15 protein-coding genes and 1 pseudogene are annotated in these 16,173 nt (G+C 57.3%); 8 read left to right on the forward strand and 8 right to left on the reverse strand.

The window, feature by feature from the left end; genetic code table 11:
* Window positions 1–461: 461 nt before the first annotated feature.
* The 5 genes from EOHIBHHM_RS19635 (at window position 462) to EOHIBHHM_RS19655 (ending at window position 5,999) form a co-directional block, all read left to right on the forward strand.
* A complete protein-coding gene (locus tag EOHIBHHM_RS19635) occupies window positions 462–1,115 on the forward strand; it encodes a class I SAM-dependent methyltransferase (RefSeq protein WP_497257438.1) in 654 nt (217 codons plus the stop codon).
* A gap of 99 nt (window positions 1,116–1,214) precedes the next feature.
* Complete coding sequence (gene folP / locus EOHIBHHM_RS19640; RefSeq protein ID WP_497257440.1) at window positions 1,215–2,039, forward strand: dihydropteroate synthase; 825 nt, start codon at window positions 1,215–1,217, stop codon at window positions 2,037–2,039.
* A 260-nt stretch (window positions 2,040–2,299) separates the two neighbouring features.
* Window positions 2,300–2,614 carry a hypothetical protein gene (locus EOHIBHHM_RS19645; protein WP_497257442.1) on the forward strand — a complete coding sequence of 105 codons (315 nt, stop codon included), beginning with the start codon at window positions 2,300–2,302 and terminating at the stop codon, window positions 2,612–2,614.
* A gap of 1 nt (window position 2,615) precedes the next feature.
* Entirely contained in the window at window positions 2,616–3,824 is a 1,209-nt protein-coding gene (locus EOHIBHHM_RS19650) for an MFS transporter (RefSeq protein WP_497257444.1), read from the forward strand.
* Between the two features lie 192 nt (window positions 3,825–4,016).
* Complete coding sequence (locus EOHIBHHM_RS19655; protein ID WP_497257446.1) at window positions 4,017–5,999, forward strand: transposase; 1,983 nt, start codon at window positions 4,017–4,019, stop codon at window positions 5,997–5,999.
* Between the two features lie 91 nt (window positions 6,000–6,090).
* On the opposite strand, the pseudogene EOHIBHHM_RS19660 reads toward EOHIBHHM_RS19655, so the two are convergent.
* From EOHIBHHM_RS19660 to EOHIBHHM_RS19685, 6 genes and pseudogenes are all read right to left on the reverse strand, one after another.
* Window positions 6,091–6,909: pseudogene (locus EOHIBHHM_RS19660) on the reverse strand (transposase); the annotation flags it as partial.
* A 403-nt stretch (window positions 6,910–7,312) separates the two neighbouring features.
* Window positions 7,313–9,595, reverse strand: a complete 2,283-nt coding sequence (locus EOHIBHHM_RS19665; RefSeq protein WP_497257448.1) for a copper-translocating P-type ATPase — start codon at window positions 9,593–9,595, stop codon at window positions 7,313–7,315.
* Between the two features lie 146 nt (window positions 9,596–9,741).
* Window positions 9,742–9,939 (reverse strand): heavy-metal-associated domain-containing protein, encoded by a 198-nt coding sequence (locus EOHIBHHM_RS19670; protein WP_006183483.1) that lies wholly within the window; start codon window positions 9,937–9,939, stop codon window positions 9,742–9,744.
* 145 nt (window positions 9,940–10,084) lie between these two features.
* Window positions 10,085–10,480, reverse strand: a complete 396-nt coding sequence (locus EOHIBHHM_RS19675) for a hypothetical protein (RefSeq protein WP_059059115.1) — start codon at window positions 10,478–10,480, stop codon at window positions 10,085–10,087.
* Between the two features lie 137 nt (window positions 10,481–10,617).
* Window positions 10,618–10,893 carry a DUF7521 family protein gene (locus EOHIBHHM_RS19680; RefSeq protein WP_004515576.1) on the reverse strand — a complete coding sequence of 92 codons (276 nt, stop codon included), beginning with the start codon at window positions 10,891–10,893 and terminating at the stop codon, window positions 10,618–10,620.
* 3 nt (window positions 10,894–10,896) lie between these two features.
* Window positions 10,897–11,247 (reverse strand): ArsR/SmtB family transcription factor, encoded by a 351-nt coding sequence (locus EOHIBHHM_RS19685; RefSeq protein ID WP_049938495.1) that lies wholly within the window; start codon window positions 11,245–11,247, stop codon window positions 10,897–10,899.
* 114 nt (window positions 11,248–11,361) lie between these two features.
* On the opposite strand from EOHIBHHM_RS19685, the gene EOHIBHHM_RS19690 reads away from it, so the two are divergent.
* Window positions 11,362–11,922: a DoxX family protein gene (locus EOHIBHHM_RS19690; protein WP_011222420.1), complete on the forward strand. Its 561-nt coding sequence runs from the start codon at window positions 11,362–11,364 to the stop codon at window positions 11,920–11,922.
* A 28-nt stretch (window positions 11,923–11,950) separates the two neighbouring features.
* Window positions 11,951–12,349 (forward strand): SHOCT domain-containing protein, encoded by a 399-nt coding sequence (locus tag EOHIBHHM_RS19695; protein ID WP_134671633.1) that lies wholly within the window; start codon window positions 11,951–11,953, stop codon window positions 12,347–12,349.
* A gap of 11 nt (window positions 12,350–12,360) precedes the next feature.
* Here EOHIBHHM_RS19695 and acnA read toward each other — a convergent pair whose 3' ends face one another.
* Window positions 12,361–15,144: an aconitate hydratase AcnA gene (gene acnA / locus EOHIBHHM_RS19700; protein ID WP_011222418.1), complete on the reverse strand. Its 2,784-nt coding sequence runs from the start codon at window positions 15,142–15,144 to the stop codon at window positions 12,361–12,363.
* 71 nt (window positions 15,145–15,215) lie between these two features.
* Window positions 15,216–15,413, reverse strand: a complete 198-nt coding sequence (locus EOHIBHHM_RS19705; protein WP_049938510.1) for a heavy-metal-associated domain-containing protein — start codon at window positions 15,411–15,413, stop codon at window positions 15,216–15,218.
* 134 nt (window positions 15,414–15,547) lie between these two features.
* Between EOHIBHHM_RS19705 and EOHIBHHM_RS19710 the strand changes: the two genes are divergently transcribed.
* A complete protein-coding gene (locus tag EOHIBHHM_RS19710) occupies window positions 15,548–16,138 on the forward strand; it encodes an AsnC family transcriptional regulator (protein WP_049938493.1) in 591 nt (196 codons plus the stop codon).
* The last annotated feature ends 35 nt before the right edge of the window (window positions 16,139–16,173 follow it).

Below are 16,173 nucleotides of genomic sequence, written 5' to 3' on the forward strand. Positions count from 1 at the left end.
GGCCAGCGGGTCCGACCGCACCGCACCCACCAGATTCCGGTGCCCGCTCCGTTTCGCTCCGGGTCGGGTCAGGCTCCCGTGTGAGGGGGCCTGCTTCCGCCGTAACCGCCTTATGACGGATGGACGAGAACCGGACCCGCGCGCAACCAACGATGCTCAGGATCGTGTCTCGCACTGCTCTGGACCAACGCGAACAGACAATGGCTGGCATCAGCGTTCTCGAAACATCTATGCACACCGTTGGGAGAACACACAACTGACCTTCCCCCACCGAAAAAATGCCTAGCTGTCCGGCGGGTCGCGGGCCGGTCGGATTTCTCCAGTCCGTGCGGTAACCTATTGAGCATCAGTTATCGCCGGTGATAAACTGTTTTCGACGTGAGACTGAATCTTCACCCTCTGATAGCAAGAGGGAGAGGATCGCAAAATTCATTCATATAAGTAGTATCAACCAACATAATATGAACGACTCACCTATCGTAGAGTACTATTCAGACCGTGCTGGTGAGTATGACGAATTCTATGAGATTCCGGAATTGCAGTCAGAGCTTGAATCGCTCAAAACTCACGTCAGGCAAGCAGTCTCAGGCCATGATGTCTTCGAAATCGCTTGTGGAACGGGATATTGGACAAAAGTGATGACTGATACTGCTAATTCTGTCGTGGCCTCGGATGCTGGGAGAGATGTTTTGCAGGTTGCTAAGCCAAAGCTACGCTCGGAAGATAACATTGAATTGATACAATCCGATGCGTACAATCCTCCCACTACTCCCAATACTTTCTCGGCTGGATTTGCGGGGAGTTGGTGGTCTCACATTCCAAAAGAGAGGATTCATGAATTCCTTCAAACGTTCCATTCACAATTAGAGCAAGGAGCCCAGATGTGTTTTGTTGACAGTATATCTGTGAACGAGGAGCTACATACTGACGAAGCTGGCAACAGATACGTGAAACGTGAACTGAATGATGGAACAGAATATACTATAATAAAAAATGTCCCGGAAGAAGTCGAATTACGTGAGATGATTGCAGAATACGGATCTGAAATCGAATTCCAGAATGTAGAATATCTTTGGTATCTCTCATATCACTTGAACCCTGAGGATGCAAAATAAGGTATCGTTGAATGGTTTTTACCATATAAATATCACATATCAATTCTCAATTTTTTACTCGGTCGGAATCTATTTGACGGCTCAGGGAAGATTTTTCTCATGAGCCGCCTCGAAAGTGAGCCGAAAACACAGGTGATGGGTATACTGAATGTCACACCCGATTCGTTCTACGATGGCGGGCGGTACGAAGCGGTTGAGGATGCAACCACCCGTGCAGAGACGATGGTCAACGAAGGTGCGAACGTAATCGATGTTGGTGGGGAGTCGACTAGCCCCGGTTCGGATCCGACACCAGTAGATGAAGAGCTAGAGCGAGTTATCCCCGTGATCGAACACATTACAGACCTCGATGTACCGATCTCGATCGACTCACGTCGGCCGAGAGTTGCTCGGCAAGCTCTGAACGCAGGCGCAGAAATCATCAATGACCAATCAGGACTCGCTGATCCGAAGATGCGCGAACTCGCCGCCGAACGTGATTGTCAGGTTATAATCATGGACTCCGCAAACCTTCCAGTTGATCCCTCGTCCACCCCCGACCGTGGCGATGCCGTCGTAGATATCAAATCACGTTTAGAGGAAAATATACAGCAAGCGCTTAGTGCTGATATTGCTGAAGAAAACATCATCGTCGATCCCGGAATCGGATTTGGGACGACCAACGACGAAGATAAGGAACTCATCACTCGAATCAACGAAGTTGGTGCGCTCGGCTATCCTGTCCTTATCGGATGTTCACGCAAGTCATTCCTCGCAAGTATTCTTGATCTTCCAGAGGAACAACGGCTCGAAATGAGTCTCGCAGCCCATACTATCGCAGCTGTGAATGGGGCCGATATCGTTCGAACACATGATGTCAAAGAAACTATCCGGGCGGTCCGCGTCGGCGATGCCTTGGCAGCCGCCGTTCATAGCAATGACTAGGTAGGACTATGAGGGTGCACGCAACTCGGAAGCGAACACCGGAGCGCGTCGGTTACGCGACGGCGTTCGCTTGAACAGTGCGGTTGCAGTATGGAGTGGTTTGGACGAGTGGAGTGGCTATACCTCCTCGGCCAATCTGGCATCCAGCGTCGAGAAGTCGCGGTACAGGTGAAAATAACTGGTTTTCTTACCCTCTTCAGAAGCAACGTCTCGGGAATTACCTTCGAGCATATTAGAGATAGAAAATATTATTAGTGGTGATGCGTATTGCTGAACCATGCACGGCGGTCTTCGAAGTAGACGCTACAAGATCAACGATGGTGCTCAGATACGGATCACTTAGCAAGCGGGCGATGGAAGACGAATTGAGGGCTTCATCAAAGACGGCTTTAAATCACGATATGAACGATGTGCAGGAGATACATCGAGAAATGAAAAGCGCGTTCTGGGTCGGAGTGTTTGAAGATCAACTCATTTTGGTAAACGGATTCGCTCGTCTCAAAGATGCGACGGTGGAGGGACAGAAAGTCCGAGTTGATCCGATCATCAACGAAACGGATACGGGTGTTCTATGAAATGAGATGGCTTGATGGGCAATGGCTGACCCAGTTTCATTGGGACTCCCGATACACCGTCCTCAGCCTCTGTTTCTTCGCGTATTTTGCTATTCGGTTCACTCAGCTTCTCATCAGCCCAGCCATTCCAGCGATTATTGAAACGTTCGGTATCTCACGGAGTACAGTTGGGATCGCTCTCACGGGGATGTGGATAGTATACGCTTTCTCACAACTCCCGAGCGGAGTATATGGGAATATGATTGGTGGGAGACAGGTTATCCTTATTGCGCTGAGTCTCTGCTGTATTGGAGGAGGCGTTGTCGCCGGAGCACCATCGTATGCATTCTTTTTCGGGTTCGTCCTCTTTCTCGGCCTTGGTGCTGGACTGTATTACAACGCAGCAACAGTGCTTCTCACACGGGTTTTTGATAATACTGGACAAGCAATCGGACTTCATCGAGTCGGAAGCGATGTGGCCGGGTTGATTGCTCCTCTTGTTGCGGCAATCGCTCTGCAATTCGGCTGGCGGATCACGATCTTCCTAGGGGCTGTCGTCGTCGTAGTCGTCTTAGCCATGTTTAGATGGACCATTCAACCGATAGAGCCACTGGACCCGGATACATCATTCTTCGAAGAGATTGATGTTCGGACACTGGGGAAATTACTCTCTCGGCCGGGAATAGCGTTTGCGACACTGATTGCGATTCTCGGTCAGTTCGTGTCATTTGCCACGATGACGTGGCTTCCGACGTTTTTTATCGAGTATCACGCGTTCCAACTCAGACTGGCGAGTCGCCTGTTTGCAGTGTTCTTCGTTGCGGTCGCAGTCGCACAGCCAGTAAGCGGCTGGTTGTCTGATCGTATCGGTCGTGACCGGACACTCACGCTTGCGATGGGCGCTGGAGTTTCCGGATATGCACTCCTCAGTATCGAAACAACGGTGACGAGCGCAGTCCCAGCGGTCATTCTCGCTGGTCTGTCAGCAGGCTGGGTCCCACCGCTTCAGTCGCGAGTCCTAGATACACTCCAGACGGCTGAACAAGGCGCTGGATTCGGGATAGTTCGAACGCTCTATATCCTCATCGGAGCACTTGGAAGCGTGGTCACAGGGATGATCGTTGATTTGACTGGATGGATGATAGCATTCGGACTGCTTACAGGGATGCTAACTCTCGCATTTCTCTTCCTCGTTGGAACTCAGGTCTCACAGATCATAAGTATTAAATGATCGATATGTTCTTCTATAAGGGTCATCCTATGTAATCCAGCTAGCTTGCGCTGACTCTGTAGCAGATGAAGAATTAATCCTTGTTCATTTGAACTACGGAAACCATTCATCTATTTGCTGTACGGTAATTTTCGCCCAATTTAGCAGTGTCCCATACAATCAAATAAGCCCCGTCTGTACTGTCGCAGGAATATGGCCTGGGACCCGCCTGACCACATAGACATCGAAGAAGTCGAGGAGGCCGCCCGCGAGATGGGACACCTCCCAGAGAAAACAGGCGAGGAGTACACCCAGTATCTGCGAGAAGAAACCGATGTCGACGTATCCGGTGTTCCCGAACGTGTCGCTGACTATCTCGATCCGCACGCAGAGAGTGTTTGGGTGAAAGACGACGGGAAGTACTTCTTCCCGGCGATGGACCTTCGGACGGACGCCCCGTTCGACGGCAAAATGGGACCGGAGGACTGGCAGGACCATATCGCCATCCTCGTTGGTCAACTCGACCTCGTCCTTCCTGATTTCGACGACCAGTACGAAGGGACGGGTGCGCTGGATTTCACCGACGTGGTTCGGTTAGAGGTCTACAACCAGATTCTCGGGTTCAAGAACGCGCCACAGCTCCGGAGTCACCTACTCCGGTCGGCTGGCCGTGACGATTTTCCCGTCCACAAGATTCTCGGTCTGGAGGAGATTCCGCATCAGAATACGATTCGAAAAGCACGAAAGCGACGGTTCGGTCCCGGTCCGACCGAGTTCATCAAGCGCTGGGCGCGACGTATCGAGATAATCGGCGTGAAGCGTAGGTATCGGTTTCCCGAGGTAGAGGACAAGCGCCTCATCAACAATGGCGGCATCACGGATATACCGATTGAGTTGAAGCGCGGCTACGCCCACGGTGCGCTCGACCTCGCCCGTGACGACATGCCCATCGCAAAGGCCGATAACGCGCCGTACGACAATTACGGCCTTCACTTCGACTTCTCGCTGCACCTCTGCGATAGCAACGGCACGCCCGATGGGGAACTAGAGAATTTCGCGGACAATCGCGGCCTCCAGACGTACGAGGACATCTGGGGAGACGCCGAAACCTTCCGTAATGACATCTACCGCATCCCAATCGACGAGTGGGAACGGACGTTCGCCGAGTGGACCGAGCGCCTGATCGACACCGTCTACGACGACGCGTTCCGCTCGCGCGAGCTCCCGATTGCCGTAGATACGACGAACATCCCGACTTGGAGTAACGAGGGGTCGGACCTCCCTGGCGTGATTGGGACGGAGAAACTCTCGAACACGCACTTTGCATACCGCATCCTGTCGGCACAAGCGATCTCCGACGGGATGCCGTTCCAGATCGCGCATCAGCTTCAGACAACGTCTACAAATCGCGAGGAACGGTTGGAGCAGTTGCTCGATGCCGTCGAAGACCGAGGGTTCGACGTCGGCGTCGTCTTCGCGGACTCGGAGTTCGCCAGCGGCCGCATCGTGAACCGTCTCAAGAAGCAGGATGCCGCCTTCGTTATCGCGTATCCGAAACACCTCGTCGGGAAGTACACCAGCCAGTGGGAGGACGAAGAGAAGACGTTCGGCGTAGAACCGAGCTACATCATCAATAAGACCAAGTCGCGGCCAGACAAGGCTGAGGTCACACTCTTCGGGGAGTATCAGTCCAAACTCGAACCCGCTGAAGACGATGCGCAACAGACACTCTCCGAGTACTTCGATCCCGAGGCAGAGTGGGTGACCGACCGGCAGAATCGGGAGACGCTCTCCGCGTTCGAGGAGCACATCGAAGAAGATGTCTTCGAGGCGGACAACCGGATGCGGTGGTTCACGTTCATTACGAATCTCGATGTCAACGAGCAGCAGGCACGGGCGCTACGGAACTACTATCACTACCGATGGGCCATCGAGTCGGCATACAGCGTGTACAAGCAGCACTTCCTCCCAACGACGAAGTCCACGAATTTCGGGCTGCGGACGTACCTCTATCTCTTTGGAATGGCCGCCTACAACGCGTGGGTCGCGGCGAACGTGAAGTGCCGGCGGCAGCATCTGGAGGACAATGCGCGAAGGCGGCCACCGATCCGAGCCAGCCGGTTCATGACGATCGGTCAGCAGCGGTACCGAACCGAGGAGTTCCCGGCCGATTATATCAGTTTTAAGGGAAATTAAACTGTTGACCTACAAACTGGTTCACTGGCTCACAACGTGAGTTGTTTTCAACTAGTTCGCGTGTGCAAATCGGGCGGCTTTCGCGCGTGCTGATAGTCGTGATATCGATTGCAGCGGTGACCGGCCTTCGAAAGGATGCTTCCGAGGCGATCACGGAGAGCAAGCGATCCGTTGTCTCGTTGAATCCGTTCACGAGTTCTTCGGGATCGAACTGCTTGACGGCGCGGAGGTGGGTATCACCATGGGGGCTGTACTCTTCGCCATGGCGATATTGGAAGCGAGTCGCTCCCTGCGCAGTTCCACAGTGGACCATCCCCATGAACGTCTGTAGCTCAAAGAATTGTGTGTCCTCGTACGAGGCGTTCGACGCCCGACCAGAGTCGAAGTGACCGAAGGCGTGATCACGCGCGAGGCGCGTTGTCTGGATGATCTCCTCCTGTGAGAAGGATTTGTCTTCTACTGGATCTGCGGCTTCTTGCTCATCGTCGACGATCTCTGCCTTAGGCCGCACCTCCGGCGCTGAGATGTCGCGATCGTGGACTTCCTTGATGACGTAGTGGGCGGCTGTGGTGACGAACTCCCGGGTCGCCTCGTCGAACCGGTTACGCCAGGTCCGCGAGAGCACCGATTCGTCGGGGATTTTCTCCAAGTCGAAGACAACTGCGAGTTCGGGATACTGGGCGAGCGAACGGTAGCTTTCGCCAGTGAGTTCGCGGTAGAGTAACAAGCGTACCATCCCCTCGAACGAGTGCGGTGCTGGATGCCACTCTGGGTAGCCGTCATTGAGCGAATCGAACGGCCCCTCCAGAGTTCGAAGAGCCGTGCAGAGGGACTGATCGGCTTTGAGTGCCTCTGTGAGTGTCAACCCGACAAGGTAGGCGTCGGTCAATCGGTGCTCCTGAGAAGTCATGTGAGCTATCCCATCAGCCAGTCACACAAGCGGCGCGATCCCATCCTCTTTGCGCAGGAACCGCTGCTGTTGAATCGGTCAGCACAAACAAGTACTCTGTAAGTCTCGCAGCTACGCTTCGTTCACTCATAGCTAACACCTTCATTGATGATGACTCAATCATCCTGCTCGACGTTGAGGGTGAGAAACTGGTCGGGAGATTCTGGAATCAACTATGCTGAGATAACTCGTGTGAGGACAACCAGCTTCTCAAGAAGAGGCGCGGCGTGAGTGGGAAAACTGGCATCTATAGCCCGTTAAATCGGTTTACAGAGTGCCATCTATCCAAACTGCACCGATTTTCTGATTCCGAATACCAACCGTATGCAATCGAAAAACCCCTCTAAAGCGATCAGGCAGAGTTTCAGTCTGCAGTTTGGGTGCTAGTGGATGGTGTCACTCCTGGAAGCTCGGGGATGGATAGATCCACCCGGCGGAGCAGTTGCGCGTTGATGGCGACGATTACTGTACTCAACGACATCAGAAGCGCACCCACAGCGGGAGACAGCAGAATCCCGATCGGTGCCAACACGCCTGCTGCGAGCGGAATCGCGAACACGTTGTAGCCGGCGGCCCAGACGATGTTCTCCTGCATCTTCCGGTAGCTCGCCTTACTGAGTTTCACGAGTCGCACTACATCCATCGGGTTGTTCTGCACGAGAATGACATCCGCCGACTGGACGGCGACGTCGGTGCCGCTCCCGATGGCGATCCCGACGTCGGCTCGCGTCAGCGCCGGCGCATCGTTTACACCGTCACCAACCATCCCCACGAGCTTCCCCTGGTCTTGGAGTTCCTGGACTTTCTCGTCTTTGTCTTCGGGGAGGACCTCGGCGAACACCGTGTCGATGCCCAGTTCGTCAGCGACAGCGTTGGCGACGTCCTGGGAGTCGCCAGTCAGCATCGCCACTTCGATTCCCAGATCGTGGAGGGCGTCGACGACGCGGAAACTCTCTTCACGGATTACGTCGGCCATCGCGAACGCGGCGATCAACTCACTGTCACGAACGAGATACACCACCGTTTGAGCGTTCTGTCCCGCCTCGTCAGCGAAGCGCTGGAGATGGGCGGGGATCTCGCTATCGAGCTGGGTCAACAGGTTCGGCCCACCGACGTACACCTCGTTTCCATCGACGTTTGCGCGAACCCCTCGCCCTTTGATCGCCTCGAAGGCGGTCGCGTCGGGAGTAGTTAGGTCTCGCTCGTCGGCGGCCTCGCGAATCGCTCGCGCGATCATGTGTTCGGAGTCACTCTCGACGGCTGCCGCCAGCCCGAGCGCGTCGTCCTCGTCGACGCCGTTGACGGTCGCCATATCCACGACGCCGTGTTCGCCCTCGGTAAGCGTCCCTGTCTTGTCGAAGATGATCGCGTCCAGATTCCGTGCGTCTTCCATCGCGATGCGGTCGCGAACGAGCATCCCGTTGCGAGCGGCGAGCGACGTGTTGATCGCGACGACCAGCGGAATGGCGAGCCCGAGGGCGTGCGGGCAGGCGATGACGAGCACCGTCACGACTCGCTCGATGACGGTCGCGTCGAACGAGACCGCGACGGTCCACGCAATCGCCGTCACGACTGCCGCCCCGAGCGCGACGTAGAACAGCCAGCCTGCCGCCCGGTCGGCCAGTACCTGCGTCTTGGACTTGCTCTGCTGGGCTTCCTCGACGAGACGCATGATGCCCGCCAGCGTCGTCTCCTCGCCCGTCGCGCCAACACGGACGCGGAGACTACCATCGCCGTTGATGGTGCCGCCGATGACCTCGTCGCCAGGCTCCTTCGAGACGGGCTTGGACTCGCCAGTGATCATCGACTCGTTGACGTCCGAATCACCTTCCTCAACGGTGCCGTCAGCAGGGACACTTGCGCCCGGCCGGACGAGCACGAGATCGCCTTCCGAGAGCTCCCTGACGGGAACCTCCTCGGTTTCTCCGTCGTCGGTAATACGCTCGGCGGTGTCTGGCATCAGTTTCGCCAGTTCGTCGACCGCGCTGGAGGCCCGCCGGACCGACCGCATCTCGATCCAGTGGCCCAGCAGCATGATGTCGATCAGCGTGACGAGTTCCCAGAAAAACGCAGACTGCGTCGGGAAGACCACGCTCGCGAGACTGTAGACGAACGCGACGGTGATCGCCATCGAGATCAACGTCATCATCCCCGGCGACCGGTCTTTCAGCTCCGGCACCGCCATCTGGAGGAACGGCATCCCACCGTACGCGAAGACGATGACCGCGAAGACGGGGTTGATCCACTCGCTGCCCGGGAACGCGGGGACGGAGAACCCGAGCCACTCCTGCAGCATTTCGCTGTATAGCAGGACTGGGATCGACAGGAGCGTCGAGACGAAGAAGCGCCGGCGGAACATCTGCTCGTGGCCCTCGTGCATCCCGCCATGCCCCTCACCGTGGCCCTCATGGGAACCGTGGTCGTGTCCTTCGCCCTCGTGTCCGGCGTGTTCGTGCTGCTCGTGGGACGCCATCTCACCTGCCGCAGCAGGGTGAGCTTCCTCCTCTAGTAGCTCCTGTTCTACCCCTTCCTCGTCAGATTCCGCGACCGCTTCATCGTGCTCACCGTGTTCGTGCTGGTGACTGGTGGTGTCCGGCTGGTCCTCTCCTCCCGGGGAATTCTCAGTTGTATCTTTGTGGTCGTCCATGAGTCATGTTCTCTATTGAGGTGGTTCCGCCGGCTTCTTGAATCTTCGGCCCTGAGACCGTACAGCAGGACCAGCGTAGACGAGCTCCGAAGACAACAGTTAGTCGTCGTCTCGAAGCGACTTGTGCTATCCGCAGCGCACGATACTCAGGCGTGAGCGGTGTATCCCGCGTCTTCGACGGCCGCCACGAGGGCCGTGACCTCTGCCTCACCGTCGACACTTGCCTGTTCACTCTCCCTGTCGACGGTCACGGAAGTCACGCCAGTGACCTCTTCAAGGGCCTCTTCGACCGTCTGCTCACAGTGACCGCACGACATTCCTTCCACGGTGATGGTCGTCGTCATACAGAGGTACATACGGCTCCCTCTCTTTAGCGGATTTCCCCTTCGATTATACTGGTCTCTTGGGGGTCAAACTTTAGATTCCAAGTGATACGTGCAGCCGAAACGAACCAAATTTCAGATTCAGCAACTGACGATGCGGGAAGACTCAGGTACCGTTGTGGCGCTCCAGATACGTCTTCGCCGCTAAAAAGACGTATAGTGCGCCGATAGCCCGAATACCCGAGCGGAATCGCTCGTTCCATTCGACCGACTCCGGACGCTCGTACAGGAACGCGGTGGCAAATCTTCGATACAGATCGGGAAACAGGAAGACGATAGCGCCGAACACACCGGTAAGATTCATCAGCCACGCGTATGCTCGCCCATTGAGGAGGGAAATCGCAGCTATCAGAACGCCCTCAGACCGGATAGCTGGGCGGACCCACCCTCTCACTGTTCCCCCGCTTCGATTCGCAATCGCAAGTTTCTCGAAGAGACTGACGATTTTGTCCGGGAACAGCGCTGAGAGAGCGCCAAGGACACCCACGAGTGTTCGAATCATACGATACTGTACGACCGGTACGGACATAATTCCCGCTGCGACCCTACACTGGTGAGAATAAGGGGAATCCGAACAATAGCGACTTCGAATGAGGAACAACGCCCAGAGGCCGCTTCTCGAATGAACGTCCCGAATCCTCAGGGGTTCGGGGCATACAGGGCGTAGAGAATCGACAGCATCCCGGCGGCGGTGACGAGTGCTGCGACGAATCCTGCTTCGAAAATCGACACTTGGAGGAGTTCGAAGAGCACGCCCTCGAGGAGGCCGCCGAGCCCGACCAGCGCGAAGCCGGCGGCGACGTACAGGAGTAACTGCGTGTGATGCCGTTGGTATCCGCGATAGGCCTGGTAGGCGATCACCAGCGCCAGGGCGGTCGTGAACAGCTTGCCGATGACGAATAACGTGTGTTCCATGAGTCAGTCTCCCCGCATTTCCTCGAAGATGGACGTAATCCGGTCGGCGGGGTCCGGCCGAACATCGATCTGCACGTCGAAGCCCTCTGCTTGGAGGAGTACTTCGACACGCTCGAGTCGCGCCTCGTACTCGCTGTAGTGCCGTCCGCCGGGGTCGACGTGCGTGTACTCCTCGAGGAGGCCCTGCTCGACGAGGCGGGTGACACGCCGCGAGACGGTCGGGCGTGACATATCGCATTCCTCGCTGAGCTCCTTCGCGGAGAGTCGGTCGGTCTTCGTCGCCACGAGGATGTTGCGGGCGTACTCGTCGTCGAGTGTGGCGAAGATGTCCGACGGGTCGGCCTCCTCAGTCACACGTCCGTACTCGCTACAGGAGGGTAATATAGCCCGCCGGTTTTCTGACTCAGAACGCCGGCTCGCTATTATATCGTCTCTACCCGCCTACTGATAGTTGAAGGTGCAATAATTATGTCCACACTCGACTCCGGCATGAACCAGCTTGAGAGCAGAGTCGGCGGCCTGACCGTCGGCGGGAAAGTCCACAGCCTCAGCGCGTGGTTCGTGCTGGCGCTCCGTCTCATGATGGGCTACGCGTTCGCGTACTCCGGCTTCACGAAGATCACCGGCGAGTTCGCGGCCGGCGGCTACCTCTCGAACGTTGCGGCGACGAACGGCAACCCGCTGGCGGGCCTGTTCGCGTGGATGGGTTCGACGCCGTGGTTTGTCGAGTTCGCGAACGTCGCCGTGCCGTACGGCGAGCTGTTCATCGGCCTCGGCCTCCTCGTCGGCGCGTTCGTCCGCCTCGCGGCGTTCTTCGGCGCGCTGATGATGCTCATGTTCTACTTCGGCAACTGGGACATGGGTCACGGGTTCATCAACGGGGACTTCGCGTACATGCTCGTGTTCCTCGCGGTCGCCGCGTTCGCCGCGGGCCGCATCCTGGGCCTCGACCAGTACATCGAGAACTACGACGTCGGCGGCGAGACGCTCGTCGAGCGCTACCCCGCCCTCGAATACATCCTCGGCTAACCACGCCGAGACCGTTGGGAGTACAACAATGCAAAATCCAATTCAAGCACGCGGGATTCGTTCTCTGGGATTCATCGTCGTTGGGGCACTGACTCTGGCCGTCGTCGCCGGAATGGCGCTAACGCACGCGACCGTCCCAGAATCAATGATGTGGAGCTGGCACGACGGCATGTGGAACAGCGGCCACATGGCCGGCTGGGGTGGCTGGGGCTGGGGGATGATACTGTTCGGGCTCCTGTGGATGGCACTTCTGATCGCCCTCCCAGTCTACGCCGTTTACTGGCTGACAACGCGGTCCCCTACGGACGGCCATACTGATGACAGCGCACTCGCTGTTCTCCAAGAACGGTACGCTCGTGGCGAAATCGACGACGAGGAGTTTGATCGCCGTCGCGCCCGCCTGGTGTCCGACGACGATCGTTTCTGACCGCGTTGGTGTTACTGTCTGAGGAGGCGTCTGAGGACGTAGTGGAGGATTCCGCCGTGTTCGATATAGGTTACGGCGGCCGGCGTGCCGACCTGTGCTGTGACCGGGAACTCGACAGTCGACCCGTCCGCACGCTCGGCGATAACGGTCAGTTCGTCCATCACGTCGAGCCCGTCATCGAGGCCGTGGATCGTGAAGACCTCCGACCCATCCAGACCGAGAGATTCCCACGAGTCGCCATCATCGAACTGCAGGGGAAGCACACCCATGCCGACGAGGTTGTCGCGGTAGATGCGCTCGTAACTCTCGGCGATGGTTGCGCGGACACCGAGCAGGTCCGTTCCTTTCGCCGCCCAGTCCCGGCTAGACCCAGTTCCGAACTCCTCGCCAGCCATCACGACGAGCGGTATCCCCTCGTCCCGATAGCGGCGACTGGCTTCGAACACCGTGGTTTGTTCGTCGGTCGGGTGGTGGATCGTGTAGCCACCCTCGACGTCGTCGAGCATCTCGTTCTCGATTCGGACGTTGGCGAACGTCCCCCGCATCATCACCTCGTGATTGCCCCGACGTGCGCCGTAGGTGTTGAACTCGTGTGGCTCGACACCGTGATCGAGCAGCCACTGACCTGCGGGGAGGTCGGGACCGAACGGGCCGGCTGGACTGATGTGGTCGGTCGTAACGGTATCGCCGAGCGTCAGTAGACAGCGTGCGTCCTCGATATCGGCGACGCCGGGTTTCTCTACCGGGAAGTCCTTGAAGAACGGCGGTTCACGGATGTATGTCGAGTCCTCATCCCACTCGTAGACGTCACCCGTGGGCGCGTCGAGAGCAGCCCATCGCTCATCGCCCTCGAACACGGAGGCGTACTTCTCCTCGAACATCTCCGGAGAGACGTTCTCGTGGATTGCGGCCTGCACGTCCGCTGCGTCCGGCCAGATGTCCGCCAGATAGACTGGGTTACCCTCATCGTCAGTGCCCAGCGGCTCGTGTTCGAGATCGATGTCCATCCGCCCTGCGAGCCCGTAGGCGACGACGAGCGGCGGGCTCGCGAGGTAGTTCGCGCGGATCTTCGGGTGGATACGCGCCTCGAAGTTCCGGTTCCCGGAGAGAACGCTCGTCGTCCAGAGGTCGTGGTCGTCGATTGCCTGCTCGATGGGATCGGGAAGCGGCCCAGCGTTACCGATACAGGTGGTACAGCCGTAGCCGACGACGGCGTACCCGAGCTCTTCGAGATACGGAAGCAGCCCCGATTCTTCGAGATACTGCGTGACGACACGGCTACCCGGTGCGAGACTCGTCTTGACGTACGGCGGGACGTCTAGGCCTTTCTCGACGGCGTTCTGGGCGAGCAGTCCAGCAGCGATCATCACCGACGGGTTCGACGTGTTCGTACAGCTCGTGATGGCGCTGACGAGGACGTCTCCGTGTCCGATTTCGACCGTCTCACCGTCGAGGTCGACCTCGACACGTTTGGTTAACGGGTGCAGTTCCGATTCGGGTTCGACCTGAACGCCACCGTCGGTCTCCGCATCAGCTGCACCACCCTCACCGAGCCACCGCTGCAAGGCGTCCTCGTCGACATCATCGAGGTCGTCCTCGAACTCCCCGTGGAGAAGTCCCCGGAAGCTCTGTTTCACGTCCCCCATCGGAATCCGGTCCTGTGGCCGCTTGTGTCCGGCCAGACTCGGTTCGACTGTCGAGAGGTCGAACTCGACGACCTCAGTATATTCTGGTTCCTGTTCCCCGAACAGCCCTTGGGCTTCGAGGTACTCGCGAACGAGGTCGACGTGGTCGGGATCACGCCCGGTGAGTTCGAGATACTCGAGCGTCTGCTCGTCGACCGGGAACATACTGATCGTCGAGCCCTGTTCGGGCGCCATATTGGCGATCGTGGCCCGGTCGGGGACTGTGAGATTCTCCACACCGGGACCGAAGAACTCCACGAACCGGTCGACGACGCCGACCTCGCGGAGTCGTTCGGTGATGTGGAGCACGAGATCCGTAGCCGTCGCGCCCTCGGGTAATTCGCCTTCGAGACGGACGCCGACGACCTCGGGGAGTTTCATCGTGACCGGTTGACCGAGCATCGCCGCTTCCGCTTCGATGCCGCCGACGCCCCAACCGACCACACCGATGCCACCGATCATCGGGGTGTGGCTGTCCGTGCCGACGAGCGTGTCCGGCAGGAGCCAGTTCTCGCCGTCTTGCTCGCGGGCGTGGACGACCCGACCCAGATGTTCGAGATTCACCTGGTGGACGATACCGGTCCCCGGCGGGACGACGTTGAAGTTCTCGAAGGCGTTCTGCGCCCACTTGATCGCGCGATACCGTTCGGCGTTTCGCTCGTACTCCAGTTCGACGTTCTTCTCGTAGGCGTCCTCGGAGTCGAAGTAGTCGACCTGGACGCTGTGGTCGATCACGAGATCAATAGGAATCTCCGGTTCGACCAGGGTGGGATCTCGGTCTTTGCGGTCGACCTCGGATCGAAGGGCCGCCAGGTCGACGACTGCGGGTACACCGGTGAGATCTTGCAGGACGACTCGTGATGGAGAGAACGGAACCTCTGCGTCCGGTACGTCTGGCTTCCAGCCAGCAGCATTCTTGACATCCGCTGCAGTAACAGTTTCGCCGTCGGCGTTCCGGAGCACCGACTCAAGCAGAATACGGATGCTCACAGGGAGCGTGTCGAGGTCACAGAGCCCCTGCTCTTCGAGTGCTCGAAGATCGGCCATCTTGTACGTCGTCCCGTCGACGTCGAGCTCGCGGACGGCATCGAACGGAAGTGTATCAGTCATAGTATCTACACCTGGGATTGGCAGTCGTATCAATCCCTCTCCGAATCCGATTCGACGAGAATCGGGATTTGTTACGCAGAGGCATCGTATCCAGCGTCTTCGACCACAGTCACAAGCTCATCCCGTTCAGCGGACCCCTCGACCGTCGCGGATTCTGAGTCACGATCCGCAGTAGCGGACGTAACCCCCTCAACTTCTTCGAGTGCCTCTTCGACGGTCTGCTCGCAATGTTCACAGGTCATTCCTTCGACGGTGATTGTCTGAGTCATATCCATTCGTAGATAGGGGCGAGTATTCTATGTGGTTTTCTGCTTAGAATCCAATGTTGTCGCAGCCCTAGATCACCGATTTCGAAGGTGTGTTGTGGGCAACAATAATGTATCCTGCGAGACGAAGCGGTCGTATGCGCGATTTGGATGAAACCGACTTAGAAATCCTCTCGTTACTCGCTGATGACGCCCGCCGCCCGTTCAGCGATATTGGCGAGGAGGTCGACTTGTCGGGGCCAGCCGTTTCTGACCGGGTAAAGCGATTACAGGAAGCTGGCATCATTAACAACTTCACGATTGACGTCAACCGGGCTCATCTCCGAGCTGGTGTACCGGTATTTATTCAGGCCGAAATCGGCTCAGCGTCGTTGGAGGCCGCCCGCGAGCGGGCTCGAGAGTCAGATGGCGTTGAACACGTCTTCACGACCTCCGAAGGAGATCTTTGGTTCTATGCCCGTGTTGAAGCCCAGAACGTACGTCAGTGGGTAGATGGACTCTTTAACGAGATCGATGTAGCAGATTACACCGTCACACTAATTGACGAGCTTGAATGGACGCCGTCCGTTGATGGCGTCGAATTTGCACTCACCTGTGCTGAATGTAACAATACCGTTGATAATCAAGGTGAAACGACGAGAATCGACGGAGAGATCTATCACTTCTGTTGTCCGTCCTGTCTCACACGGTTCGACGATCGGTATCAGCGACTCGAAGAGGGAGCGTAACGCTGTCTTTGGAATCCAAATTTTCCTGCAGTCGA

The sequence above is a fragment of the Halogranum roseipondis genome (genome assembly GCF_059695585.1).